Raw genomic sequence first — 25,946 nt, 5'->3', positions numbered from 1 at the left:
CTAATAAATTAAATTGGGTAATTTAGTAATTCGGGATTTTCTATAAAATAAATCCTATTTCATTGTAAATAATGGCAAGATTACTAAGGTAAAAATTATACATAGGTAAAATATGAAATGGCAATTTGCTATTCCTTTAATATTTTTATCTTCAGTAAGTTTACAGGGAAAAGCCATCGCTCATGGAGTGAAAATTCAACACCAAATTACTCAGGCAATTAAGATTAATGCTACTTACGATACTGGCACTCCTTTACCTAATGCTTCTGTCACAGTTTATGCTCCTATCGAACCAAATAAAGTTTGGTTAAAAGGCACAACTGATGAGCAAGGAAATTTTATTTTTCACCCTGATTCTTCTCTGTCTGGAACTTGGGAAATTAAGGTGCGTCAAGCTGGTCATGGTGGGCTGGTCAGTATTCCTTTTCAAGTAGATGAATCTAACAATTATCATAATCATAATGTCAACAACAATCACAAGTATTTAGCCAATATTTCTAATGATTATAATCCGCTGCAAAAAGGATTAATGATCGGTTGTACTATGTGGGGTTTTGTGGGAACTACTTTATTTTTCTGGCGATTTAAAACTCAATATCGACCACAAGAAGAACATTAGAATAATGCAGTAATCTTCTGTCAATATTTGATAAACATTCAGCTATTAGCTGTCAGCTGTCAGCTCTCATAAGGGGTTTAAATGAATATAGACTTTAAAGCCTACTTTGGTAGTAAGTATAAATTCTGCCTCAATTAATAAAGCTTTGATCTAAAACTAAAAGCAATAGCTGTTTGTGTAGCATCCCGCAGGGAAGCGCTGAAGTGCTGACGGCTGTTTGCGCAGCATTCCGCAGGAAATGCTTATAATATATGACCTTTGTCAGGATAATTTTAAATCTTCAATAATGCACATTTCAGAAGGTATTTTGCCTGCTCAACTATGTATTAGTGGCTATGGGATTACTTCTTTAATTACCTGGTATTCTCTACGCCAAATTAATCGTTTACCAAATCCTCAAGCTAGTATTCCTAAAGCTTCTTTATTAACAGCAGCTTTTTTTGTGGCTTCTAGTATTCATATTCCTATTCCACCAGCTAGCGTTCATTTAGTATTAAATGGTTTGTTAGGAACTGTTTTGGGTTATTATGCTTTTCCAGCTATCCTGGTTGGTCTATTTTTTCAAGCAATAATGTTTGGACATGGTGGTTTAACTACTTTAGGAATTAATGCTTTAATTATGGGAATACCTGCGCTTTTGGCTTATCAAATATTTCAGCTACGTCATATTTTAGGAAATGGAATTAAGGAAAATTTATCTATGAGTATTTTTGGATTTATTGCTGGAGCTAGTGCTATTGGAGTTTCTAGTTTAATATTTTTTACGATAATTATTACAAATATACCTTCTGGGTTTGATACTGTCTTAGAGCAGAGAGTAATTTATGGATTAATGATTTCTCATATTCCTTTGATGGGAATAGAAGGTATTTTGACTGCAATGATTATTAGTTTTTTGCGTCGAGTTATGCCAGAGCTTTTACCTTCTTAGGACTGTTGTTCAGAAATCTATAAAAAGTCAGAGGATACTGGTTTTTAAATTTGAAAATTATGGGTTGAAACTCTTACTAGAGAAGATGATTATGGAAAATAGGTAAGGGAGAAAATTTCATAGGTTATAGCAGAAGGAAGAAGACATAAGTAATAAGGAAAAATCTGGCGTTGTCTGAGTTTTAAGTTTTTGATATGTCCTCACCTTTCCTTCGACTACTATATCCTTCAAATCAATCTTGAATAACTATTAGTTAGTCATTTCAGTTATCAGTTATCAGTACCGACCGCTGTTTGCACAGCATTCGGTAGGAAAGCAAGAAGCTTGAAATCTGAAATATTCTCTTTCTCTTGGTCGATTTGATATGGCGAGGAGACCCCTTCTTACAGACCCGCTCCCCTGTTAGCGTTTGCGGTAGCATTCCGGAACGGAAAGCTTTGCGGTAGCAAACGCCACCCCACCCTACGGGAAGTTCCGAAGATCGACCGCTGTCTTGGTTGATTGGATATGGCGAGGGGACTTCGCCATCCCTCAACCGCTTTTTATCCCCTTAAAAGGGGAGACTTGAGGTCAGGACTTTTCGGTGATAGTTAGTCAAATTTTTAACTACAACTTTCTTTTGTTATTTGTTCCTTTGTTTTCAAAGTTAGGTGTTAGATTGAGCAGTAAACTTTTCTCGTCTACAGCTAATAGTAGTTACCATAAGGTATTAGGTAATACCAAGCGTGGAAAAAGCAATGCTACAAAAAAAACTGAAAATTATGCCTAAAAAAAACTTCTCCAATCCTATAATTTACCTATTTCGATTTTTTTCTCATTTGTTTATGCGTGAAAAAAGAATACTTAACTTAGGTGACACTTCAATTATTAAGTAATTAACGCAGACTGAATAACTTTTTTGATAATTAGCACGCCAGTTATTGTTAATTATTCTTATGTTTACTACTCCCCCTATTCCACTCCTGGGAGGGGGAGGGACTAGGGGTGGGTCGCCTACTGCCCCGCTCAAAAAGGAGAGGAGACAATAATTATTAATTGTGGAAAATCTACTACCTAATACCTACTATAGTAATGAAATTTGCTCTAGATGAATATGCCAATTTAAACTCTCCAATACATCGGTGGGATGTGAGATATAAACTTATTGGTTTAATGGCATTAATGTTTGCTTTTGCTACTGTTAAGAATTGGTATTTAATTCCATTAATGCTCTTAGTAACAATTCTGCTTTATGGAGTTTCAAACCTACCTTTATCATTTTTAATTAGTCGATTACGTTATCCAGGGTTTTTTTTGTTAGGAGTAATCGTATTATTACCTTTTTTATCTGGTCAAACAATTATTTGGCAATACGGATTTTTGACAATTCGTCAGGAAGGATGTCTGGCAGTTATATTAATTGTTAGTCGTTTTTTTGCCATTATGACTACTTGTTTAATTTTATTCGGTACAAGTTCGTTTTTAACAACAATAAAAGGGATGAGGCAGTTAGGAATTTCTCCCATTATTACCGATATACTGTTGTTATCTTATCGTTATATTTTTGAAATATCTAATCAACTTAGTATGATGCTTAAAGCTACTAGATTAAGAGGTTTTCAACGAAACAAATTTAGTTGGAGAAATTTATCAGTTTATGCTGCTCTTACAGGTAGTCTTTTAGTGCGAAGTTATCAACAAGCAGAACGAGTTTATCAGGCAATGTTGTTGCGCGGTTATGGCAATGTGTTGCACAATGAAAATAATAGAATATATTTCAGTTATACAAACAATCTTAAATATAGCTCTGACTCAATATATCTATTCCTATCTCTGATAATTGCTGCTAGTTTTACCATGGCAGAAATATTTTTTTTTACTGTTAATAATTAGTCATTGATAAAATGCAAGACGATTACCCAAAAGCTGGAGTCTATGTTAAAGATTTATTGTTTGAATATCCACAAAATGAACCGATTTTACGGAGTCTTTCATTGACAATTAAGCCTGGAGAAAGAGTCGCTTTGTTAGGACCTACAGGTACAGGAAAAAGCACTTTGATGGAAATTTTAGTAGGCTTAAAAAAACCTGTATCTGGTGAAATTTGGATTCAAGGAATTCTTCTAGAAGAAAAAACTTTATCTCAAGTACGTCGTCAAATAGGTTTTTGTTTCCAAAATCCTGATGACCAACTATTTATGCCTACGATTTTAGAGGATATAACTTTTGGTCAGCTTAACTATGGTTTATCTCCAGAAACTGCTACAGAAATTGCTCATAATTTGTTAGTAAAATTTGGTTTAGAAAAGTATGCAGATCGATCTGTATATGAACTTTCAGGAGGTCAAAAAAAATTGGCTGCTTTAGCCGCTGTTTTAGCATTAAAACCAGAAATTTTAATATTAGATGAACCCACTAATGGTCTAGACCCTTTATGGCGAAAAAATTTAGCTAAAATCATCTTACAATTACCAGTTAAAATTATATTAATTGCTTCCCATGATTTAAACTGGGTTGCTAAAGTAACTCAACGTGCTTTAATTTTGCAATCTGGTCAAATTCAAGTAGATACTTCTACTCAAAATATTATTCAAGATAGTTCAACTCTTGAATACTACGGTTTACCCATTGATTATTAAGAAGGTCTTAGGTAGTAGGTGGTAGGTCTTAGGGAAAAGCATTGGCAGTCCTACAACTCACATTCCGCACTTCAATTTGTAACATTAAAAGTAGTAGAAAAATCCGTAACTTGGTAGGTATTTATACTATATAGCTCCTACATTTGACCTTTCTCAGCAGTCAGATTTTCAGGAAAATACTAAGTATAAATACTCAATTACTTACTCCTATTGACCACTATATATAATTGTCTCCTGTCTCCTATTCTTCATATTATATGATGTCCGGATAATTAGTGATCAGAAAACTCTCTCCTTCTTCTCCTGTTCTTCTTCTTCCTTCTTCTTTCTTCCCTCCTGACTCCTGAGGACTGACTCCTGAGGACTCCGTAGTTATTTATTTATCACTGTTCAACCGGACATGATATTATTCCAGGTCTCCCCATCTCCCCACCTCCCCATCTCCCCATCTCCTTCCTGACTTTTAACGATGAAATTTGTGCATTGTTTCCTGATAAAGAAGTAAGGCAAAATCTTTAATAATTTCCTCATTTTTAAAATGATGTCCGTACTTTTTCTTTGCTGTTTCTATGCAAATTTTCATAATCTCGGATGATTCCTCAATATAGTTAACTATCACCTGTTTTTGCTCTTGTTTTGGATGATGATGTCTGAAGTCTGGGTGTATATGATGTCTGAAATCTGAGTTTAAGGGAAATGTAGTTTCTGCAGTTATTTTAATATCTTTTCCTACTGGATGAACTATTTTTTTACCCCTTCTTTTTTGAACTTCTTCAGCAAAACCAGATGAAATTATACCTGCTGGTAGAGCGAAAATTCCTATACCTAAAAATGCCATAGCGGCACTTAATAATTTGCCTACATGAGTCGTAGGATAAACATCTCCATAACCCACAGTTGTTAAAGTTACCACTCCCCACCACATAGTCTCTAAAATGCTAGAAAATTTTTCTGGTTGTGCTTCATTTTCTGCAAAAAACATGAGACTTGAAGCAAAGACTAATACAAAAATGACCACTAGCAATGTAGCTATTAATTCCTCTTTTTTTAGAACTATAACTTTCAGAATGGTACGCAGTGACTCAGAATATCTACTGATTTTAAATAAGCGAAATAAACGCAGTAATAATGTAAATTTTATAAATCCTAAACCGGGAAATAATACTTGTAAATAAAACGGCAAAATAGCGATAAAGTCTATTATGGATAAGGGGGTAATTATATACTTTAGTCTACCACCAATGGGATGACGATATTTAGGATTAATTGTACATACCCATATTCTGATAATATATTCTAAAGTAAACAATACAGTTATCATTATTTCGACTAATTCCAAATCTTTAGAATAAATATCTGAAAATCTGGGAGAAGTTTCTAAAATAAACGCACTGACACTAATGCTTGTTAAAATAGTAATCAGCAAATCATCTAGCAAACTTAAAATATTTTTCTGGTCTGAATATTCAAAAATATAGTAAATTTGTTCTTTCAAAGATTTACGTCTTTTCTCTATCTTCATCATTTTTTTACTAACAAAGTTAATGTTTACATTGATTTTTTTTCTGAATTTTTAAGAAGGGAATATGGAATAACGGTGCGACCTAGCGTCGGCGAAGTGCGTTAGCTCCTTTATCAGAGACTAGAAGTACCTGGTAGTGCATCAAGAGAGGAATCAGGGAAACGGAAGTCAGAAGTCAGAAGTTAGAAGTTAGAAGTCAGAAGTTAGATTTGAGATGACTAAAAACTTTGACAATACAATAGTTTCAGGCAATTATTTAACATTTAAAGTTTGAAACTATTTGTGAAATTCTTAAAGTTAATTGGTATAACCATAGTGGTTTAGGAATTTTTTTTGAGTAAGCATTTTTTTGGCGCTGCGCTTTTAGAAAAAGAGGATTTATAATAGTTTAATTTTATTCTAGCAATAAAGATTTCCATATTTTTATCTTTTTCTTTTTGGTTTAATACTCTGCCATCTATACGGTTTTTAAAATTGCTTGTGATTTGAGTCCTCATCCACTTTTTCCTTCTTCAAAGCAAAATGTATTTACTAATAATTTCAAATATTTGATTCAAAATTGTGACTTTTAATACTTATTAATTGATGGCAATAAGTTAAAATTTAAAATTGTATTTTGCCCTTATTCTCAGTAGAAAGCGAAGTGCTAAAAGTTAAGCATTCAGCCGTCAGCTATCAGCTATTAATGTTGGGAAAGGTAAAAGCAATTGAGAAATTGAGAAAGAATAAAAAGTTACTGCCAAAGTCTCCTTCCCCAACCTTACAAGTAATTATTCATTATTAATTGCTGTTTGTGTAACCTTCCAAAGAAATAGCTTACTACTAATGGCTGAATGCTTACGCTACAAGTTAAGTTATCTCTATGTTTTTCCACAGAGAAAAAATTAGACTGATAGCTGAGGTGCAAATTTCTATAGTCAGACATTACAACATTTCCTGCCATGGCAGTAGGTTGATATAAATTCACCTAAAATACTAATTTTTCTTGATTTACAAAAAAACAATATTTATCAAGTTAGTCATTTTTCAGTTCACCAAAATTATTTAGTATTTCCATGAAATTTAGCAAAAAAATTTTGATGTTAAGCGACTAACTTAATTTTTATAACTAAGTTAAGTAGTAGTGCCAAAAAATTTGTATATAATTTCCTCTCTAAACGTTACATACAGAGAAGTTCATACACAATTAATTTTGCTGAAATACCTATACTAAACTTTTTCAGGACTTACCTATAACCATCACTTATGGTAGGAGCTAACGGCCGTTATACCAATTTAAAAAAAGAATCCTATACTTAAGTGACACTTCAATTATTAAGTGATTAACAATAACTGGCTAATAATTTTCTTGATAATTAGCACGCCAGTTATTGTTAATTATTCTTATGTTTAATTCTCCCCCACTCCCCCACTCCCCCACTCCCCTACTCCCCCGCTTCAGAAAATGTAGCAAATATTTATCAAATTGGTATTAACCCACTACAAATGATGTATAACTTCGTCTTTTGTGTACGTCCTGTTTTCTTTTTGTAGCCTAAAAAATATAGATAAAATACTTCTTTTCTGTAAAAAAACTATTTTTTTATTTATTTAACCGAAAATAAATCTTTTCTTAACCTCCTGGAAATATTTATTTAATGTTCACCCAATAAGATGTCATGGGAATTAGTAAAAATTTCCAATTTATTTATAGAGCAAAGTTGAAAGAGTCAAATAGACATTTCAGCTTGTTCAGACATTTTGATTTAGATTGATTCCTAAAAATCAACTACGAGGCATATTTCTTGACTTTATTTTCATGCCTTAGATAAAATCTTTCTATTTTTTATCAAATTTCCAAATAGAAAATCAATCTAAAACATCAATGTAAATTTTCAGGTGAGAGGAGTATCAAATGGCAGAATTAAAAGGCTTTGCTGTATTACCAGCAGACACATTTGCAGCAGGTCCCCCATCAGGGAACTTCATTAATACAGATAATCGAGAAACACCATTCGATAGTCAACCAGTACAAGGATTTAGTGGCGTTCAATTTGCTCCTGGTAGCGAAGATGGCAGTACTTATTGGTTTCTCTCTGATAACGGTTTCGGTTCTCAAGGAAATAGTGCAGATTATTTGCTCAGACTATATCAAGTTGACCCCGACTTTGCTGGAGCAGAAGATGGTGATACTAGCGTTGAAATTCAAGATTTTATTCAACTAGCAGATCCTAATAATCTTATACCATTTGATATTGTCAATGAAGATACAAGCGATCGCCTCTTAACTGGAGCAGACTTTGATATTGAATCTTTTGTTATAGATAATGATGGAGATATTTGGATCGGAGACGAATTTGGGCCTTACATTTTACACTTCGATAGTACGGGAACTTTACTAGAAGCTCCTATTGCCACACCAAACCCGATCGAACTCAACACTCTTAACGGCCAAGATCCTCTAGTTATTGCCCACAGAGGTGCAAGTGGAGACTTACCCGAACATACTTTAGCAGCTTATGAAGCGGCGATCGCCGCAGGTGCAGACTTCATCGAACCCGACCTCGTAACTACTTCTGACGGTGTACTTATCGCTCGTCACGAACCACTGCTAGATGATACCACTAACGTTTCTGAAGTATTCGGTTCAGAACGCCAAAGCACCAAAATTCTTGACGGTGAAGAAACAACTGGTTATTTTGCTGAAGACTTTACTCTTGCAGAAATCAAACAACTACGCGCCGTTCAATCTCGTGACTACCGCGACCTTAACTTTGATGGGTTATTTGAGATTCCGACATTAGAAGAAGTCATCGAACTCGTTCAAAGAGTAGAAGCAGAAACAGGTGTTCAAGTTGGTATCTATCCAGAAACCAAACACCCTACATTCTTTGACGAACAGAATTTATCTTTAGAAGAACCCTTAATTCAAACCCTGCAAGATACAGATTTTACCGACCCTGATCGTATTTTCATCCAGTCCTTTGAATTTGCTAACTTAATTGACTTACAAGGACAATTAGATGATGCAGAACTCGGAGATATTCCTTTAGTTCAACTATATGGAAATACTACCGAAGGAGCTAATCCTGAAGCTGGGTTCTCCTTCCCCTTCGATATCCGTTTTAATGTCGCTGAAGGTAATGACTTAGTAGATATTTACGGTCAAGAATTCCTAGATGCAGTAGAAGTTCCTCTCTCTGAAAATACAGTTTATAGCGACCTCGATAGTGTAGAATTTCTAGAAGTTATTGGCAACCTTTATGCAGAAGGTGCAGGACCTTGGAAGAATAACATTCTGTTGCGGGAATCTCTGGATACTCCAGTCGATGCAAACGGAGACGGAGAAGCAGAAATCAGGTCTCAGTTAACAGGAGAAATTACTTCCTTTATTGAGGACGCACACGATGCAGGTTTACAGGTTCACCCCTATACTTTGCGGGATGAAGAACGTTTCCTGACTCTTAACCCCGATGTTGAGGAATTTAATACCCCGCAAATAATTCTCAACGCCCTAGTAGGTATAGAGCGCCCCGGTGGAAATGCCGCTCTTTATAGCCGTATCGATTCCACTCAAACTGATGAAGAAAATAATACGGAAGCATTCTTTGACTTTACATTAGATCTAGCAGAGTTAACCTTCGATCCGAATACAGGAATAGTTTCTTCGCCAGCCATTCCCTTGTTTGTTGCTCCCGAATTCGCCGAAGAAATAGGCAACCCTGACTTAGCAGGTGTAGAAGCAGGTTTTGGCGTGAACAATATTTTGTTAGAATTCAATGAAGAAACTGAGGAGTTCGTCACAGTTGGTGGTCCCGACTCCGGCAGCATCTCCAGTGTGTTTATATCGGAAGACTTTTTGGATACTAACGATCTGGAAATTGTTCAGGAAAGTGGTACTGTCGATCCAATTGTCAATGGAGTTGACACTGATGGATTCCTTGGTTTTGGTTTTGCCTTATCAGAAAATGCTGCTGCTACTTTTGTCGTCGATCCAGACTCAGGTCTACTTCTTCCCACCGGTGGACCATTTGTCGCTGATGGTTCTTTTTCCTTCTTGTCTTTAGGAACAGGAACACCTCAAACTGCCGAGGAAGAATTTGAACAACTCATCGAAATTGGTGCAGATGGTTTCTTTACGGACTTCGCACGCACTGGCGATCCGGTTCGAGATGCTCTAGTTAGTGATGAAGTTCGCTCCCCTCAAAATCCTAATCTCAATGATTTTAATACCCTCGACGGTAGCGCACCAATAGTTATCGGACACCGGGGTGCAAGTGGTGACTTCCCAGAGCATACCTTAGAAGCTTATCGTTTAGCGATCGTTCAAGGTGCGGACTTTGTTGAACCAGACCTCGTAATTACTTCCGATGGTGTCCTCATTGCTCGTCACGAACCACTGCTAGACGATACCACCAACGTTGCTGAAGTATTCGGTCCAGAACGCCAAAGCACGAAAATTCTTGACGGTGAAGAAAAAACTGGTTACTTTGCTGAAGATTTCACCCTAGCAGAAATCAAACAACTGCGTGCCGTTCAATCTCGTGACTTCCGCGACCAATCTTTCAACGGTGAGTTTGAAATTCCCACCTTCCAAGAAGTTATCGAGTTGGTACAAGAAATGGAAGGTTTTGGGTTTGAAGTTGGTATCTATCCAGAAACCAAACACCCGACATTCTTCGATGAACAGGGTTTATCCTTAGAAGAACCTCTAATTCAAACTCTGCAAGATACAGGTTTCACCAACCCCAACCGTATTTTCATTCAGTCCTTTGAAGTTAAAAACCTACTTGAACTGCGCAACGAAATATTACCTGCTCAAGGTCTCGAAAACCTAAAGCTAGTGCAGTTGTTCGGTGACATTGAAGATGCCTTCATCAACGAAGGTGGCGGTGGGTTCTCAGTACCTTTCGACTTCGTTGCTAATGCCGAGGAGTTTGAACCCAGTGATATTGATGCTATCGCAGATCAGGTCAACTATGCCACCTTCACTGGTAGTGCTTTTAGCGTAACCCTTTTAGCTGAGAAAAATCCCGGACCTGGAGCTCCCCAAGAGATACTCGATCAGTTTGGCAACCTCCAAGATACTAACCAATTTATTCTACAGGATGCCACCAATCCCGATAACACTGTCGTTCTATTTGCTGGTCCAGACAGCGCACCTAAGTCCATCGAAGTTACTATTAGCGAGGCAGGTGTAGTTGCTATTAATGGTGATGAAGTTGCCAATAACTTTAGTCAGCAAGTTCACTTTGGCCTAATAAACAGCTTGCCCATTGGCGATCCTACCGGATTAGGAGCCGAAAGTTACACCTTTTCAACTAACAATGCTTTGAATCCAGAGAGCAATCCTCAGTTTGCTATTTATTCCGAAGTTGAAAACGAATTCATCATTGCCGCCGAGGAGTTGCCCTTTGCTAATTCCAATCAAGACTTTGACGACATGATAGTTAAAGTTACTGGGATTGAACCTATAGGAGCAACTCAGGCTGATATTTCCTTTAATCCTGAAAGGCTACAACCTCTCCTAGAAACTGCTAATACTCGTGCTATCTACGGCAACCTAGCTGACCTAATTGACTTCTCTAGTGTTCCCACCTACGCCGACCTAGCAAACGCGGAAGTCATTGAACTTATTGGCACTTACGCTGAAGGTTTAGGACCTTGGAAAAACAGTTTCTTGCTCCGGGATGATATAGATACACCCGTTGATGGTGACGGTGACGGTAATGCGGAAATTACCACTCAATTAACTGGGGAGGTATTACCACTAATAGATTGGGCACATGATGCAGGTTTGCAGGTTCACCCCTACACTTTGCGTGATGAAGAGCGTTTCCTTACTCTCAACCCTGATGGTACACCTCAAACTCCTGGAGAAGAATTTGAACAACTCATCGAAATTGGTGCAGATGGTTTCTTTACTGACTTCCCTGCTACTGGCAGCATAGTTGTAGAGCAATTTATTGATGAACCAAATATACGGACTTCCCGTGGTTATGAAGGTCTAGCATTCAGCCCCGATCGCGAAACTTTCTATCCTTTATTAGAGGGTGCAGTTGTTGGCGATCCAGATAATGCCCTCCGGATATATGAATTCGATCCTGAGTCTAGCTCTTTCACCGATCTAATTGGTTTCTATCCTACCGATGTACCAGGTCATGCCATTGGTGATTTTACTCCCATCAATAACGACGAATTTTTAGTCATTGAAAGGGATGGTCGTCAAGGAGATGCAGCTGAATTCAAGAAAATCTTTAAGATTGACATTTCTGTAGTTGATGATGAAGGTTTTGTTGAGAAAGAGGAAGTTGTAGACTTACTAAATATTGACGACCCCAACGACCTCAACGGAGATGGCGACACTACTTTTGACTTCCCCTTTGTTACCATTGAGGATGTGTTAGTTCTTGATAAAGACACTATTCTGGTTGCCAACGACAACAACTATCCTTTCTCCATTGGTCGGGGACCGGATATTGATAATAACGAGATTATTCAGATAGACCTAGACGAACCTCTAAACTTAGCACCAGGAATAGGAGTTGCTATTCCTACAGTCAGTATTGACGTTGAACCTGAGACTGTTGATGAAAATGGAGCAGAATATTCTTTAACTTTCAACTTAAATGTACCTGCTCCAGAAGGTGGTTTACGAGTAGTTTGGTCAGAAACGGATACTGATAATGCTTTTGGCGATATAGAATTTCCTCCTGAGCTAACCAATGCTTCTAACCTAGAAGAACTTGAAGCAGTAGGTGATGAACTCGCACGTTCTGCTATTACTATTGATGCAGGGGCAACTACAGCAACCGTTACCTGGACAACTATTTTTGATGGTGAAGATGAAGATGATGAAACTACAACCATTGAGTTGCAACCAGAAGATGGTTATGTAGTTGATACAGAGAATCAAGTAGGTCAAATCGTTATTCAAGATACAGATCCTAATGAAGGTCAGTCAATTACAGGTACTTCCGAGGGAGACGTTCGCCGTGGTGGTAATGGAGATGATACTATTATCGGTTTGAATGGCGCGGATACCTTAGTAGGTAGTTTTGGTGACGACGAAATTATTGGTAGTCGTGGCAGTGACTCCCTGTATGGTCAGGATGGTAACGATGTACTTCAAGGTCGTCAAGACAACGATCACCTATTTGGTGGTGATGGTAATGATGTGTTGAATGGTGGTCAAGGTCGCGATCGAATCAATGGTGGTGCTGGCGACGATACTTTAACTGGTGGTGCAAGTATTGACCTCTTTATCTTCAATAGTAATCAAGAATTTGACTCCGATGATTTTGGTGTTGATACCATCAATAATTTCCAACCAGACCTCAGACCAGATGAAGATGGAAACCAAGGCGATCGAATTCTTCTTGATAAGTCAACCTTTACTGCTCTTGACAGTTCTGCGGGAATTGGTTTCAGTGTTGATAGTGATTTTGAAATTGTTAACAATAATGCTGCTGTCAGTAGCTCTGATGCTTTCATTGTTTACAGTGAAGCATCTGGCGGTCTGTTCTACAATACAAGTGATGATTCTACTCAGTTTGCTATCCTTGATGGTGCGCCCACTATTACTGAGGATAATTTCCAAATTAGGTAAGAAGGTAACATCTTTCAAGTAGTAGAGACAAATCTTTACCTTTATTAGGGAGGTTCCATGGAACTTCCCTATATTTATTTTTGAGACAGGTGAGTTTCTTTTTCTAATAACTGAAATACTCTAGCGATTGCCTCTTGAAATGTATTATATCTGCCAGTCTTCAATAATCTTTCTAAAAATTTTTCGGTAGTCCTGCATGGGTTTTGGTGAAGATATATATTTTTTAATTTCTCCCATACTCCCCTCCACGGTCGGGGTTAGGGGTGGGTCCCCATCTCCCCACACTCTCTCTACCATTACTATGCACCACCACCAATTTTTCTTGTTCGGGGGTTAAGGTAATTTGTCTCATAACTCAGTTTTCTCCTGGACGAGCAATAACAATTTTCAACATATATCTATTCCTCATTTATAAATAAATCATAGAATAAGGGCATATCTTTAACATGACCCCACCTACTGCAAATCTTTGACGATGGAAAAAATCTATCAACTACCACTAGCTCACAACCGTACCACTGAGTTTTATATTCAAGCTGTCGCCTAAACTCATAAAATCACTGGCCTGCACCCACCCCTCTAGCTCCCCTCCTGGGAGGGGATGGGGGTGGGTTACGGTTGGCTAACATACCGCTGAGGTTAAAATCTTCTATAACAACAACCCTGTGGTTTTTAGCTAAATATGTTGTTAATTTATGAAGTGCATGTTTGCGGATGTTAGCTACTCGTCTATGTAATGCCGCTATCTTGAGTTGTGCTTTTCTCTTAAGATTCTGCTTGAATTCTTTGTATTGCTTTCTCGATTTTTTCTGCATCTTCTCCTTTACCTTGTTCTTTTAATAAGTCTCTGGCTTTAGTGAGAGATACTAATGCTTCAGGTCGTTTATTTTCCAAATACAATGCTACCCCTAGTTGATAATGAAGCACTGCTAAGTCTGGTTTGAGGCGAACAGCATTTTCAAATTGGGAAATTGCTTCTGACAAATTATTTTGATTGGCTAGAAGACTGCCCAGATTAGCATAAGCTTCTGCAAATTCTGAATCTAATTCAATAGCTTTGCGGAATGCTGCTTCTGCTGATGTCAGGTCTCCTTCCTTGTAGAGTTTCACCCCACGATCGAATTCTTCTTTGGCTTCTACTTCAAGGGCAATAATTGTTGTGTTCGCTAATTGGGTTTGTTTTGCTCTTGGTTTGAGAGTCGAAGCATCAGCTGAAGTAGTGCTGACGAAGCTGAGTATTATAGCTATGGCCAATAAGTTGTACTTAGATTTTTTATAAAACATTTTTAATAATGCTAGTCGTAATAGTTACTTGTTTCAGCATACTACTTATTTTTAGATTTGATCCCCTCTTTGTGAAATAAACCTTAAGAGAACTCCACTTGTTTAAATTTCTGCTTAAGACTTTTGAGAAATTGTCTACTCATCAGAAATTTGTTCAAAATGAGCATCTTTACTCTTGACTGTTATCTAGGATTTCTTTAAGGCAGAAGAAAATTCTCAATATTTGCTCTTTTTATATCTGTGATACGAGAAAAATGATGGCAGTTTTGTCAAATATTTGTTATATTTTGTAACATGATGCGATATTCATATTTATTCTCGCAGTTGTAGAAAATGTATGGCGATCGCTGAATCTAACAAGGCATATTTGGAGCAATCCAGATAAATTTTTTGTATCTAAATTTACTGATTTTACTCTGAAGTAGGCTCAGTGAATAGTTGTTACTATGAATATGGAGTAAAACTATGGACCAACCGATGGAAATGCCACTGGAAAAGCAATTTAGTGTTCGGTCTTTTGAGACTCAGGTACGCCAGATGAGTTTACAACAAGCTCAAGATTGCTTGGTTCAATTATATGAACAGATGTTGATGAGGGAAACTCTTTACCAACAATTTTTAAAACATAAGTGGGGATTAGAATCTAACCCTGATTTTGACTAAAACGGAAGTTGTCTTAGGGACGACCTCTTTCTCTCACTCAGTTTCAAACTAATGAAAGAGAGTTGGGGATCGTGGGGCGTCAACTAATACTGTTTCACTCAACTCAAAACTTAAAACTAAGATTTTATGAGCTAAGAAGTTTAGTTAACAACAACTTTAGGCGATTGATTATTTAATATTAATATATATTATTTGACATTATTTAAGTGTATTGCTATCAATTTGAAATTATTACAAGTATTAAAAACATCATTGAGTGACTAACTCAAAAATTAAGAATACTCAAGAATACTAAAAAATATTAATAATTGTTTATTAATTAGTCTGGTTGACGCTCTATAGTTGCCTCCATAGCACTATTCAAAGAAACACCACTTAAAATCCCGCCAGTAAAATAATATCGCTCTTGGTCTAAGCGTAGTAAAGTTTCAAAGCCACTACGACGTTGGACATCATTTCCCAGTACCCAATAGCGCTGAATAATTGAATTAATGCCCAGCCATCCTTCTCCTTCTATTTTTCCTAGTTCGCTATGCTGAAGAAGAAACGTATAGTGTCGTTCGTCACTGTCGAGACGTCCTCTGTATTGTAAGATAATGTCCTCACGGTCTTGACTGGGAAATATCAGTTTTGTCACCATAGAGAACCAATCTGTACGGTCCCATGTAACAATAGTCTTACCCTTAACAGTAATTAACATTCCATTACGCTCTAGCCAATTTCCTTCTATTGCCCATTGGCCTGATTCTAGTATAAATGTATGAGCCACAGTGCTATTCCTATGCTCCTAATCCTAGCTTCATTGATACGGCGAGGTGGGAGGTTGACAAAAATTACGTTTTGTGCTAATGGTATGCCAGTCAAAAGATTCAGCAAGATTAGTCCAAAGAAAAAGTCTAATATCTTGATGTTTTGGCTGGTGAAGCATGGGTAAATTGAGTTACCTAGTTCAGTGTTAGCACTATCGATCTATTTTAGACTATCTATACCACTTATGTGTATAAATAATCTAAAAAACAAAAAATTAAAAACTTTAAATATAGGTAGAACTGTCCTTTGTTAGAGTTTAAATTAAAAATTTTTCTCCAACCATCAAACCCTCTTTACCCACAAATAGTAAAAAAAGTAGTAGGGAACAGGGAACAGCAGATCAAAATTTGAAAATTGTGAGGTTTAGGGAAATAATTGATATTACTCTTATATTTTAATTATTTTATTAAATATTAATTATTCGTTACCAATTTGTTTAATGGTTAAATCAAAGGCTTATTTATTTTCGTGGATATGTCTAATATCAAATTCGTTTATTAACAATTAAACTGTCAAGCCCGCGGTGACTGAAACGGAGGTAGCAGGAAGCAATTACGAAAAAGCTAGGCTGAGAATAGCTAAATTTCATCCCAAACTTAAAGATACTAGAACGGATTTCCTACATAAGTTATCTACTGAAATAATTCGTGAAAACCAAACAATTATTTTGGAAGATTTAAACGTTTCTGGTTTGGTAAAGAATCGGAAACTGTCAACAGCTATATAAGATTTAGGATGGAGACAATGCGAGGAGTCAGTCCTCAGTCCTCAGAAGTCAGGAGGGAAGAAAGAAGGAAGGAACAAAAGTAAAGATAATTTCAGTATTTCTTCGGTACTGTCAGTTCTGAAATTTTATTTATAACTGACCCGTCCGCAATTCGTAGCTCCCCCGGAGGGGGAACATGATATAAGATGATTTTCTCGCAGGGGTGATACCCATTACTTAATCTAGTTAAACATTTAGAGTTAGTCAGAAGGGGATTAGTCTGAAAGTTTCATCTCTTGATTTACCAACGCCGAAATTTAATATCCTTTGCTATTTTTTCTCTACCATCAGCAGAGTAAACCAAAGTTCTATAGATTCCAAATTGGTTCTATTTAGAAATATAGGGGGAGTATGGGGAGTGTGGGGAGTACAGGGTCTGGTCTGACCCGACGCTGCAAACTTCACGCAAGAGCTGTATTCTCCTTTCGGACTACACTCGCGCCCCATACCCGAGGGTGATGAAAAATCTACCCTTGTCAGCATGGGGTGATGGAGGTGTGGAGCGAGTATTTTTCAACCTGATTGGTGCGCTACCAGGTGCGCCGTGCGACGGTGAGTGCAGTGCGCCTTGCAGGTTCCCGGCTGTGGGCGGAACCAGCGTCCGCCCGATAGGCACCCCGCCAAAAGTCACGCAACTGCGGTACGCAAATTTTCTCTGTTAGCGTAGCTCCTCCGGAGGAGGAAAGAGATAACCGAAGGGCGCGGGATCGCATCCACTTTTTCCTGTATTGCCTCTAAGTAAGAACCTTTGAGTAACTCAAAAATTTTTACGCACCGCAAAGATACCAAATGGGTTCTATAGTTAGCTAAAGCTATAGCAGATATGGGATTTTATGAGTTTCGTAGACAGCTAGAGTACAAGTGTAAACTATATGGTTCTCAACTAATCATCGCCGATCTATGGTTTCCCAGTTCTAAAACTTGTTCTAACTTTGAAAATGTCAAACAGTCTCTGTGTTGATCAGAGCGTGTATTTCAATCCGAAAACTGCGGATTCATAGAAGATATAGGACTACGCATTCAGGTTAGGACAAGTTAAAATAGATTAGCCAAATAGATATTAACTTTGAGTTACAGGTTCTTTTTCTTGAGCCAAAAACTTCTCTAATTCTGTCAAAGCATCAGCATCAACCTTAGTCTGCATCGGACAGAATTTTGGTCCGCACATAGAACAAAATTCAGCAGTTTTATAAATATCCGCAGGCAAAGTTTCGTCGTGATATTCCTTAGCTCGATCTGGGTCTAAAGATAACTCAAATTGACGGTTCCAATCAAAATTATAACGAGCAGCAGAAAGTTCATCATCCCTATCTCTTGCTCCCTGACGATGACGAGCAATATCCGCAGCATGGGCAGCAATTTTATAAGCAATTAACCCATTTCGCACATCCTCAGCATCAGGCAAACCTAAATGTTCTTTCGGAGTAACATAACACAACATCGCTGTACCATACCAACCTGCCATTGCCGCGCCAATAGCAGAAGTAATATGGTCATAACCAGGAGCAATATCTGTGACTAATGGACCCAAAACATAGAAAGGTGCTTCCGAACACTCTTCCATTTGTTTCTTAACATTAAATTCAATTTGATCCATCGGTACATGGCCTGGACCCTCTACCATAACTTGGACATCATGTTCCCAAGCACGGCGAGTTAATTGACCTAATGTTTTTAATTCTGCCAATTGCGCTTCATCAGAAGCGTCGTGAGTACAACCAGGTCGTAAAGAGTCCCCTAAACTGAAAGAAACATCATATTTTTTGAATATTTCAATGATGTCATCAAAGTGAGTATAAAGAGGATTTTGTTTATGGTGGTGTAGCATCCACTTAGCAATAATTCCACCGCCACGGGAAACTATACCAGTGATACGACTTCTGACTAGAGGTAGATGCTCGATTAAAATTCCGGCATGGATAGTTTGATAGTCTACCCCTTGTTGAGCGTGCTTTTCAATAACATGAAGAAAGTCGTCAGCAGTTAAATTTTCAATTCTGCCATGAACACTTTCTACTGCCTGGTAAACTGGTACTGTACCGATAGGAACTGGTGAAGCGTTGATAATGGCAGTTCTAATTTCGTCCAAGTTACCGCCACCTGTGGATAAGTCCATAACGGTATCTGCACCGTATTTAATAGACAGTTTCAGTTTATCAACTTCCTTCTCAATGTCGGAAGTGTTGGGAGAGGCACCAATATTAGCATTAACTTTACACCTAGAAGCAATGCCAATACACATTGGTTCTAAATTAGTGTGATTAATATTAGCAGGGATAATCATCCGTCCCCTTGCTACTTCTTCGCGGATTAACTCAGCAGGGAGATTTTCTCGTTGGGCCACAAAGTCCATTTCTTCAGTGATGATTCCCTGACGAGCATAGTGCATTTGAGAGACATTTTTGTGTCCACTACGCTTGGCGATCCATTCTGTCCGCATATATTCATTCCTTTAATAAACAGCTTCCCTCCGCTGGTATTAACCAGTCTCAGGTTCTAAGGGTATTTCTCAGCCTAATATCTAGGCACCCCTAGCTTAGTCTTTTACTATAGCACTTTTTTGGGATTGGATTGAGGGTAATCAAAAAGCCCAGTAGGGTGCGTTAATGAAATGTAACGCACCGTCTATCTAGCCTATTCCAAATATTTCGGTGCGTTTCGCTTTCCTACGGAATGCTGCGCGACATGAATGCGCAGCGAAACGCTTTTCATGTCGCGCAGCGTTTCATGTCAGCAACAGCCGAAAACACACCCTACTGTAGGGAAAAGAGACTTATCCTAAATAATACCTCATCATTCAGGAAAGTTGTATATTGACATACTCCCGACGTTGCGCATAGCGCGACAACGCGGGATTCTTCAGTCATGAAAAAAATAACCGCTGTTTCGTGTGAGGTGATGTCCTCCCCCTGTGTTGACATTGATAATAACATGCATACCTCCTAGCTTGTCAAGGGTATAGGAAGGTTTTATTTGTGGAGGTATCCGACTCTTGGCCCTAGCTTTCCCATCCCTCCGCTCCCCTTCGGGAGAGCGCGGGACTTCCCGCCAGGGAAGTTAAAATTCTTTACTTGTTGATTTATGAAGAATTATTAAATTTAGCAGTTCTATAGAACCCCCGATCGTATCTTTGCACGGGGTATGTGCTTTTGGCTGCCGTCCTCAGAACTCAGTCGGTGATGAAGTCAGGAGATTCAGGAACTAGAATAGGGCCAAAAGCGGATGATACCCCGGGTCCTTCGGGTATCTCTTTCCTCCTCCGGAGGAGCTACACTAACAGAAACGCTTTGCGTACGGCAGTTGCTTCAATTCGGCGCGGCATCTATCGGGCAGAACCTGCTGAGGCCCACAGCCCCTTGGGAACCCGAAGGGCGTACTGCACTCACCGTCGCACGGCGCACCAGGTAGTGCACCAAGCAGGTTGAAATTTGCTTCCATCTCCCCATCTCCCCATCTCTTTTTAAATAGATCTCAAATGGGTTCTATAGTGACGGTTAAAACAGGCAAAAACAAAACCAGATTCCGGCAAACCACAATCTACCCGACTAAACTACTTTTGAGGCACCTCCATCGGCGAACAAACAAATTGATAGGGGTAAATAGACAATATTGTTGACTTAATTGGTCGGGAAGAATGGAGAGAAGATTAATTTAGCAGAAGTAGGAAACACAGGGGTTGTGAACAGGAAATATAGTTGAGTTATAAATAATACAAATCATTTTGCACAGGAACTAATTTAATTAAATTAATCCAGCTCAAGAAGCATTTTGAGTCTTTCTAAAACTATAGCTTCTTGTTGACTAATTTTAGGTCCTGTAGCAAATATTCCCTCTCCAGAAGCATTAGCTATTTGAGTCGCTATTTCATAGAGAAATTCTTTGTATTCTTGAGCTTCTTTCGGAGTCGCTTTAAGATGAGCAATCGCTACTGCAGCTTTAATTTTTTCTTCTGCATCTTCCAGAAATTCTGTAAAATTTACTGCATTTTCTATCTCATTTATTCGAGTCGTTTTTTCTGCAATATCTACCAACAAATTATGAACCAGTTGATTATCCTGATAATTTAACTTAGCGTGCTTAATTTCTTTGTTAAAAGTAAATACTTCTTTAACAGCCGAAAAAAGTGTAAATTCAGAGGTAATAATTATCATCGAAACCAAAGTAATTGCTTGCAACAATAACTCCCATTCTGAATTTGTATAATCTGCTTTAGTCGTCATTTTTCTGGCTAATATTTTTCAGATTTTCTTGTAGCTCTGATATAGTAAATATTGACTCAAACTGAAGACCTTCTTTTTGATAAAGTTCTCGACCTCCTTGCTCCCTATCTACAAGGGCAAAAACCCGATGGACTTGATAGCTTGCTTCTCGCAGTCGATTAACAGCTAGCATTGCTGATGCTCCAGTTGTGACCACATCTTCCAAAACAACCACCCTGGCATTAGCTTCTAGTGAGGGTCCTTCTATATAAGCCATTGTGCCATGTCCTTTAGCTTGTTTTCGGATAATTAAAGCTGGTATTGGACGATTTTCATAAGCTGAGACTACACTAACAGCAGTAACTATTGGATCTGCACCTAAAGTTAAACCTGCTACACCTTGAGTATCTTCAGGTAAGATGGACAATAATAACCGTCCAATTGCTAAAGCACCTTGGGGATGAAGAGTGACGTATTTACCATTTATGTAATAGGAGCTACGTTGTCCAGAAGATAAGATAAAATCCCCTTCGCGATAAGCTAAATTACATAACAAATCGAGTAGTTCTTGTTTGATGGTGGTTAAATCAAGAGTAGCTAAGGATGAAATTTGATTTGTCATACTTTTAATTAAAATAGTTCCAAAATATATAATTTTTTGCCATATAATCTCACTGCTATAATATGAGCAATTTAGCCATTCTTGTCCGCACTGTGGCATAGCAATAGACCGCGATGTGAACGTGGCATAAAAAATAGGGCGGCAGGGCATTCCGTCCTTAAAGCACGCGCTTGCCCGACGGAATACCGGGGCTGCGAAACGAGAAGTCCACACTATAGCGTCAGCTTAGTATGGGAGATGTCACCAGTAATAACCTACAATAAATAATAACGTATGGCCATGAATTGGAAAAGCCTTAGTGGCATAATGATTTTTTCAGCGATCGCGACTCTAACATCTGTCCAAATTGCTCAAGCGGGACATCCTGAAGATCCTGTTGGTACATATCAACCTTTTGCAGAAGAGTTTAACGAAGCAAGTCAAAGATATTCTGGTAACTTTTTTGAGAAAACAGAGTTTTTGAATCAAATAGGTCGTTATTTTGGTATATTAAGGTTTCCTGATGAAGCTATTTCTGACGACTTACGCCTAATCAATCAGCTTTATATAGAGGAACAAAGGCGGCAGTTTTCTAGTACACCAGTCATTAGAACTCCTGATTTAGTTAATCCCTATAATTCATCAGTAATGACAGCTCCTCCTTCTGATTCAATTCCTACTTTTGGTGGTAATTAGGTAAGCATTTCCTCCGGAATGCTCCGCAAATAGCCGTCAGCTATTAGCTATCAGCTATTAATTTTGAGGAAGATAAAAGCAACCTTTGAAATTGAGGAAAGAATAAAATTTACTGGCAAAGTTCTCTTCCTAAACCTTAGAAGTAATTACTTATTACTAATTGCTGATAGCTGACTGCTAATAGCTGTTAGCTCCGCATTCTGCAGGAAATACTTACATCCTATCCGCTTTCAAGGAGAGGTAATTAGGGTTTGCTGAAAAAGTCTTTTTGCTCTTTAGTAGGAGACAGGAGACAGGAGACAACCCACCCCTAACCCCTCCCAGGAGGGGGAGACAGGAGAAACGGGGAATGAGCGAGGAGGTAGGAGTAAGAATTGTCCCAAGATTATTCTGCCATAGTCAGCCCAAAATACTAGCTTTTTGAGCATGAAGAGCTGAAAACCATGCACTTTTTCAATACCTAAAAAAGCTAAAACCTTTATCTAGTAATTATTTGAGATTTAATCAGCAAACCCTAATTATTAATTATTAATTATTAATTGTTGAATAACCCCTGGGTGTAATCATCCAATTATTGTAAATATCTGTAGATTCATTACCAATCAAAATTACTGTCAACATATCAATAGAAAACTCCAATAATTTATCCAGACTTGTCAAGGTAATTTCCTCATTTTCTCGATAAACAGACCGGACAATTGCTACTGGAGTTTCCGGTTTACGATATTCTAAAAATATCTTCACAGCTTTAACTAATTGTTCTGTTCTTTTCTGGGATTTAGGATTATAAAGTGCCACAACAAAATCTGCCATTGCCACAGCATTTAAACGCTTTTCTATTACCTCCCAAGGTGTTAATAAATCGCTCAAACTAATAGCACAAAAATCGTGCATCAAAGGCGCACCAACTCTAGCAGCAGCAGACTGTAAAGCACTAACTCCAGGAAATACTTCTACTATCGGAATTTTGCCATCCCAACCTGTGGCTCGAAGTTGCTCTAAAACTAATCCTGCCATGCCATAAATTCCACAATCACCAGAAGAAACTACTGCGACATTTAAGCCAAAATTTGCCAATTCAATTGCTCTTTCTGCTCGTTCTTTTTCTTGAGTAATAGGTAATTTTTCTATGATTTGCCCAGGATTTAATAAGGGTTGAATTAAGTCAATATAAAGAGAATAACCAATGACAACATCAGCAGAACTAACAGCCATTTGAGCTGCGGGTGTCATCTGTTCTAATTTTCCTGGGCCAGTGCCAATTAACAATAGTTTTCCAGTTCTTCCTGTATATTCTTTTTCAGATATAGCCACAGCAATAGTTGCTGCTCCTGGTTCACCTTCTAGACGAAATATTTGCTTACTAACTAATAAATTACCTTCATTAATTTCCTGAAAGTTCGAGGATAAATTGTCAGTATTCTCTTTTGATTCTGAATTAAGATTATCTTTTTCTTCTGGGTTTAATACTCCGTCTTCTACATAGTGTTTATAATTAGTTTTAATTTGAGTATCTATCCATTTATTCATTCCTTCTTCTTTTTTCCCTCTTCCCTCTTCCTTCTGCCTTCTGCCTTCTGCCTTCTTCCTTCTGCCTTCTTCCCTCTTCCTTCTTCCTTCTTTTACCCCTAAAATTGCAGCAGCTTCAGCAACACTAGGAGTTCCTACTTCCTGAGCAACAATATTAGAAGGATTAGGTACTTCAACACAGCTTAATAACTCGGAAGAAAAAGTCTGCAAGGGTAAATCTTGTTCCTGACAAAATTCTACTAACCCTATTTCATCAGCTTTAAGATCGATAGTGGCAATTCCAGCGATCGCTCCTTTTGCTAAATGATTAGTTTGAAATACTTGTTGAATAGCAGTTGCAATTAATTTTTTAGAAGTACCTCTTTCACAACCAACCCCTATCCACAAAACTCGTGGATGCCATTGCACTTTCGGTAAATCTGAATCTGGAGAAAACTGGCGCTTAGTAAAACTAATCCAAATTCTGGCCTTGGGAGTAGGGGATGAGCGATCGCCTATTTCTGGAAATCCAAAATAAAATGGATGATTCTGGGGTAGATGCTCTTGCCACAAGGTCGAACCCACTTCCTGAATTACTTGTACAGTTTCTCCTCTAGCAACTATTCCACTGACTCTATTCCAGTCTCCCTCTCCTCGCTGCCAACCAAAAGGTTTACCCAAAATATCAACACCAGGTAATTCCAAATTATGGGATGCGCCTGTAATAATTGGGGTAGCGTTCAGGAGGCGAGCGAGTACATTAGTTAGTTTATCGGCACCACCTTGATGACCACTACATAAACTAATGACAAATTTACCTGCTTCATCTACAACGACTACTGCTGGATCGCAATATTTATCTTTTAAAAGTGGAGATATTAAACGTACAACTGCACCGCTGGCGAGACAGAAAACTATAGCACTATAGTTTTGCCAAATATTTGCTAGATGATTTTTCAGAGAGTCAGTGTAAATTTCGGCGTTAACAGTAGAATTTGTTGTGTGTTGACAAGAGTCTGGCATCCACAGAGTTGCCCCCATTGTCTGACAAATAGGTTGCAATAATTTTGTTGCTGTGGGAGTTGTGGCGATCGCTGCTATGGGTTGAAATTCTTGGCCAATTAAATTCATGTTTTAGGTATTTGAAATTGGATTTGTTATTTATTCTATGTCCTAAATAACTCGTTCCTTGCTATACCAACATCTTCTCTACAGGGTTTCTATAGCGCTGCGCGCAGGCAACAGCTCCGGAAGGGGGAATAAAAAGCTGATAATATAAGATATGAGCGCAAACCCTAATTAAGTAATTAAAAATAACCGAATAACTTTCCCCGTGTTCCCTACTCAATAGCCAAGTTGAAAAGTTTTTGAGAAATGGTATGGTATTGTATTGGTTGTCCAATTTTTGTCAAATATTGTTGGCCAGTTAAGAAATCTAAAATTTTTATCACAAAAAACACAGAAAAGACTGCTGGGTTAACAAGTTATAACAGTCACTATTACTTTATTTGACATATCAAAAGCTTAAAATATTAGACAACTTAAAATGTAGACCAAGGGCTTTGAGTTTTGTAACTAAAATTACATACAAGTACTTAATTTAGTACCCATAAATAACAAGGAGAAAAAAATGAAGAAAAAGATGAAGCAAAAAACAAACACCATTATTTTAGAGATGGGCACGGCTAAAAGTAAAGATATCCGTGATTTGCAGAGAGGTGAAGGTAAGATATCCAAGAATATAGGAAAAATGATCAAACAACTGAAAGCATCAGGTGAAACCCCAGAAGATGCACAACCTGTAATTATAATTGTCAGGAAAAAAAGGGAAAAAAAAGGACTTTTTGACTAAGTAAGCGATCGAATTACAGCAGATTCCAAGCATATGAAGTACAGATATTAATCATTAAATGTTCTTAGTGCGAGCATCTTGCTCCCGCGGGTGTACCTCACCAAAGTGGAATCCGGTGTATCTAGCTCTTGCTATGGGGTAAGAGCTATAGCGCTACGCGCAAGTCAGAAGTCAGAAGTCAGAAGTCATATAAAATCCGGTAGCATCGGTGTAATAAGATAGTGAATCAGAATTCAGAATCCAGAAATAGATAGGGCTGGCTGATTAAATTTCAAAGCATTGACGGAT

At 37.9% G+C, this 25,946-nt stretch carries 21 protein-coding genes, 1 pseudogene and 1 riboswitch; of the genes and pseudogenes, 11 read left to right on the top strand and 11 right to left on the bottom strand.

What is annotated here, in order from left to right; all coding sequences use genetic code 11:
* The first annotated feature begins 112 nt into the window (after positions 1–112).
* The 4 genes from F6K06_RS13495 (at position 113) to F6K06_RS13480 (ending at position 4,168) form a co-directional block, all read left to right on the top strand.
* Complete coding sequence (locus F6K06_RS13495; RefSeq protein ID WP_287241511.1) at positions 113–619, top strand: carboxypeptidase-like regulatory domain-containing protein; 507 nt, start codon at positions 113–115, stop codon at positions 617–619.
* Between the two features lie 286 nt (positions 620–905).
* On the top strand, positions 906–1,550 hold the full coding sequence (gene cbiM, locus F6K06_RS13490) for a cobalt transporter CbiM (protein ID WP_124144538.1): 645 nt from the start codon (positions 906–908) through the stop codon (positions 1,548–1,550).
* Between the two features lie 1,071 nt (positions 1,551–2,621).
* Positions 2,622–3,422, top strand: coding sequence for a cobalt ECF transporter T component CbiQ (cbiQ, locus tag F6K06_RS13485; RefSeq protein ID WP_287241513.1), 801 nt, complete (start codon positions 2,622–2,624; stop codon positions 3,420–3,422).
* Between the two features lie 11 nt (positions 3,423–3,433).
* Positions 3,434–4,168, top strand: a complete 735-nt coding sequence (locus F6K06_RS13480; RefSeq protein ID WP_124144536.1) for an energy-coupling factor ABC transporter ATP-binding protein — start codon at positions 3,434–3,436, stop codon at positions 4,166–4,168.
* 463 nt (positions 4,169–4,631) lie between these two features.
* Here F6K06_RS13480 and F6K06_RS13475 read toward each other — a convergent pair whose 3' ends face one another.
* Complete coding sequence (locus F6K06_RS13475) at positions 4,632–5,693, bottom strand: ion transporter (protein WP_124144535.1); 1,062 nt, start codon at positions 5,691–5,693, stop codon at positions 4,632–4,634.
* 1,891 nt (positions 5,694–7,584) lie between these two features.
* On the opposite strand from F6K06_RS13475, the gene F6K06_RS13470 reads away from it, so the two are divergent.
* On the top strand, positions 7,585–13,278 hold the full coding sequence (locus F6K06_RS13470) for a glycerophosphodiester phosphodiesterase family protein (RefSeq protein WP_287241517.1): 5,694 nt from the start codon (positions 7,585–7,587) through the stop codon (positions 13,276–13,278).
* Positions 13,279–13,501: 223 nt separating this feature from the next.
* Here F6K06_RS13470 and F6K06_RS13465 read toward each other — a convergent pair whose 3' ends face one another.
* From F6K06_RS13465 to F6K06_RS13450, 4 genes and pseudogenes are all read right to left on the bottom strand, one after another.
* A complete protein-coding gene (locus tag F6K06_RS13465; RefSeq protein WP_275670340.1) occupies positions 13,502–13,630 on the bottom strand; it encodes a hypothetical protein in 129 nt (42 codons plus the stop codon).
* A gap of 46 nt (positions 13,631–13,676) precedes the next feature.
* A pseudogene (locus tag F6K06_RS13460) lies at positions 13,677–13,823 on the bottom strand (zinc ribbon domain-containing protein); the annotation flags it as partial.
* A gap of 12 nt (positions 13,824–13,835) precedes the next feature.
* On the bottom strand, positions 13,836–14,093 hold the full coding sequence (locus F6K06_RS13455; protein ID WP_133433961.1) for a transposase: 258 nt from the start codon (positions 14,091–14,093) through the stop codon (positions 13,836–13,838).
* Positions 14,044–14,562, bottom strand: a complete 519-nt coding sequence (locus F6K06_RS13450) for a tetratricopeptide repeat protein (RefSeq protein ID WP_124144534.1) — start codon at positions 14,560–14,562, stop codon at positions 14,044–14,046. The genes F6K06_RS13455 and F6K06_RS13450 overlap by 50 nt, the downstream gene beginning before the upstream one ends.
* A 465-nt stretch (positions 14,563–15,027) precedes the next feature.
* On the opposite strand from F6K06_RS13450, the gene F6K06_RS13445 reads away from it, so the two are divergent.
* A complete protein-coding gene (locus F6K06_RS13445; protein WP_124144533.1) occupies positions 15,028–15,225 on the top strand; it encodes an NblA/ycf18 family protein in 198 nt (65 codons plus the stop codon).
* Between the two features lie 319 nt (positions 15,226–15,544).
* Here the strand turns inward: F6K06_RS13445 and F6K06_RS13440 are convergent, their stop codons facing one another.
* Together F6K06_RS13440 and F6K06_RS13435 are read right to left on the bottom strand one after the other, a co-directional pair.
* Positions 15,545–15,994, bottom strand: coding sequence for a hypothetical protein (locus tag F6K06_RS13440; protein WP_124144532.1), 450 nt, complete (start codon positions 15,992–15,994; stop codon positions 15,545–15,547).
* Between the two features lie 30 nt (positions 15,995–16,024).
* Positions 16,025–16,153 (bottom strand): hypothetical protein, encoded by a 129-nt coding sequence (locus tag F6K06_RS13435; RefSeq protein WP_275670339.1) that lies wholly within the window; start codon positions 16,151–16,153, stop codon positions 16,025–16,027.
* A 405-nt stretch (positions 16,154–16,558) separates the two neighbouring features.
* Here F6K06_RS13435 and F6K06_RS13430 point away from each other — a divergent pair, with 405 nt between their 5' ends.
* Together F6K06_RS13430 and F6K06_RS13425 are read left to right on the top strand one after the other, a co-directional pair.
* Complete coding sequence (locus F6K06_RS13430) at positions 16,559–16,762, top strand: transposase (RefSeq protein ID WP_287521064.1); 204 nt, start codon at positions 16,559–16,561, stop codon at positions 16,760–16,762.
* 862 nt (positions 16,763–17,624) lie between these two features.
* On the top strand, positions 17,625–17,762 hold the full coding sequence (locus tag F6K06_RS13425; protein ID WP_375339404.1) for a zinc ribbon domain-containing protein: 138 nt from the start codon (positions 17,625–17,627) through the stop codon (positions 17,760–17,762).
* Positions 17,763–17,861: 99 nt separating this feature from the next.
* Here the strand turns inward: F6K06_RS13425 and thiC are convergent, their stop codons facing one another.
* From thiC to pyrE, 3 genes are all read right to left on the bottom strand, one after another.
* Entirely contained in the window at positions 17,862–19,241 is a 1,380-nt protein-coding gene (gene thiC / locus F6K06_RS13420; protein ID WP_124155286.1) for a phosphomethylpyrimidine synthase, read from the bottom strand.
* An 8-nt stretch (positions 19,242–19,249) separates the two neighbouring features.
* A riboswitch (TPP riboswitch) is annotated at positions 19,250–19,344 on the bottom strand.
* Positions 19,345–20,547: 1,203 nt separating this feature from the next.
* Positions 20,548–21,021: a hypothetical protein gene (locus tag F6K06_RS13415; RefSeq protein ID WP_124144529.1), complete on the bottom strand. Its 474-nt coding sequence runs from the start codon at positions 21,019–21,021 to the stop codon at positions 20,548–20,550.
* Complete coding sequence (pyrE, locus tag F6K06_RS13410) at positions 21,011–21,622, bottom strand: orotate phosphoribosyltransferase (RefSeq protein WP_124144528.1); 612 nt, start codon at positions 21,620–21,622, stop codon at positions 21,011–21,013. Before pyrE ends, F6K06_RS13415 begins: the two co-directional genes overlap by 11 nt.
* A 273-nt stretch (positions 21,623–21,895) precedes the next feature.
* Here pyrE and F6K06_RS13405 point away from each other — a divergent pair, with 273 nt between their 5' ends.
* Together F6K06_RS13405 and F6K06_RS13400 are read left to right on the top strand one after the other, a co-directional pair.
* Positions 21,896–22,297: a hypothetical protein gene (locus F6K06_RS13405; protein ID WP_124144527.1), complete on the top strand. Its 402-nt coding sequence runs from the start codon at positions 21,896–21,898 to the stop codon at positions 22,295–22,297.
* A gap of 268 nt (positions 22,298–22,565) precedes the next feature.
* Positions 22,566–22,721 (top strand): hypothetical protein, encoded by a 156-nt coding sequence (locus F6K06_RS13400; protein ID WP_161564464.1) that lies wholly within the window; start codon positions 22,566–22,568, stop codon positions 22,719–22,721.
* A 104-nt stretch (positions 22,722–22,825) separates the two neighbouring features.
* Here F6K06_RS13400 and cobJ read toward each other — a convergent pair whose 3' ends face one another.
* Complete coding sequence (cobJ, locus tag F6K06_RS13395; RefSeq protein WP_287241522.1) at positions 22,826–24,937, bottom strand: precorrin-3B C(17)-methyltransferase; 2,112 nt, start codon at positions 24,935–24,937, stop codon at positions 22,826–22,828.
* Between the two features lie 499 nt (positions 24,938–25,436).
* Here cobJ and F6K06_RS13390 point away from each other — a divergent pair, with 499 nt between their 5' ends.
* Positions 25,437–25,658 (top strand): hypothetical protein, encoded by a 222-nt coding sequence (locus F6K06_RS13390; RefSeq protein ID WP_240038905.1) that lies wholly within the window; start codon positions 25,437–25,439, stop codon positions 25,656–25,658.
* Positions 25,659–25,946: the final 288 nt, after the last annotated feature.

The organism is Okeania sp. SIO1H4, from assembly GCF_010672695.1.
Classification (GTDB): Bacteria; Cyanobacteriota; Cyanobacteriia; order Cyanobacteriales; family Microcoleaceae; genus Okeania; species Okeania hirsuta.
This window is presented reverse-complemented; position numbering and strand designations above follow the sequence as displayed.